The 990-nt window shown below is 68.9% G+C and carries 1 protein-coding gene; it reads left to right on the top strand.

All coding sequences use genetic code 11. The annotated features are described in order from the left end of the window. On the top strand, window positions 1-960 hold a 960-nt coding region (locus tag KWI83_RS37760), incomplete at its 5' end, for an IS3 family transposase (protein ID WP_218518884.1). Window positions 961-990 lie beyond the last annotated feature (30 nt).

The raw sequence follows: 990 nt of genomic DNA, 5'->3' as shown, positions 1-990 counted from the left end.
TGTCCTCAAGCGCTCGGTGGTCCTGTGGGTGAAGGACTCGATGAACCGGTGAGCGTCGCGGAGTTCATCGCGTCCCAGAGGACCATGTTCGGTATCCCGCACGCGATCGCCTGCCGGGCCCTGGAGGTCTCGCAGTCCTGGTTCTACAAGTGGATCAACCGCCCTCCCACCGCCCGCGAGCAGCGCCAGGAGCGGCTGGATGAGGAGATCAAGCGGCTGTTTGCCGCCTCAGGCAACACCTACGGCTCGCCGAGGATCACCCGCGACCTGCGCGAGGCCGGCTGGAGCGTTTCCAAGAACACGGTCGCGGCGCGGATGGCCGAGCTGGGGCTGTGCGGACGGCGGCCGAAACGGCGGCGGAGCCTGACCCGGCCGGGGAAGCGGCCGGCGGCCCGGGATCTGGTCCGCCGCAACTTCACCGCCGTCGCGCCCGACGTGCTGTGGTGCGGGGACGTCACGCAGATCGACACCGACGAGGGGCCGCTCTACCTGGCCACCGTCGAGGACCTGTTCTCCCGCCGGATGCTCGGCCACGCGATGTCCGCCCATCACGACGCGGCCCTGGCGGTGGCATCGCTGCAGATGGCTGCCGCCGCCCGCGGCGGGGATGTCGACGGGGTCATCTTCCACACCGACCGCGGCAGCGAGTACACCGCGGCGAAGACCGCGGCCGCCTGCCAGGCGCTGGGGATCGTGCAGTCGATGGGGCGGGTCGGGTGCGCACTGGACAACGCCGCCGCGGAGGCGTTCAACAGCACGCTCAAGGTCGAGTTCGCCCACCGGCACCACTTCACCACCCGGGCCGAGGCACGCATCAAGATCTCGACCTGGATCGCGGACTTCTACAACACTCGCAGGAGGCACAGCGCCAACGACGGGCTCGCCCCGATCCCGTTCGAACGTCGCATGGCAGAAGCACGGAGAACATCAACGGCCCAGCTCAGGGCCGAAGTGGCATAACAACGTCTCCACGCTTCGAGGGGATTGACA

The sequence above is a fragment of the Streptomyces sp. TRM70350 genome, assembly GCF_019219825.1.
Classification (GTDB): Bacteria; Actinomycetota; Actinomycetes; order Streptomycetales; family Streptomycetaceae; genus Streptomyces.
This window is presented reverse-complemented; position numbering and strand designations above follow the sequence as displayed.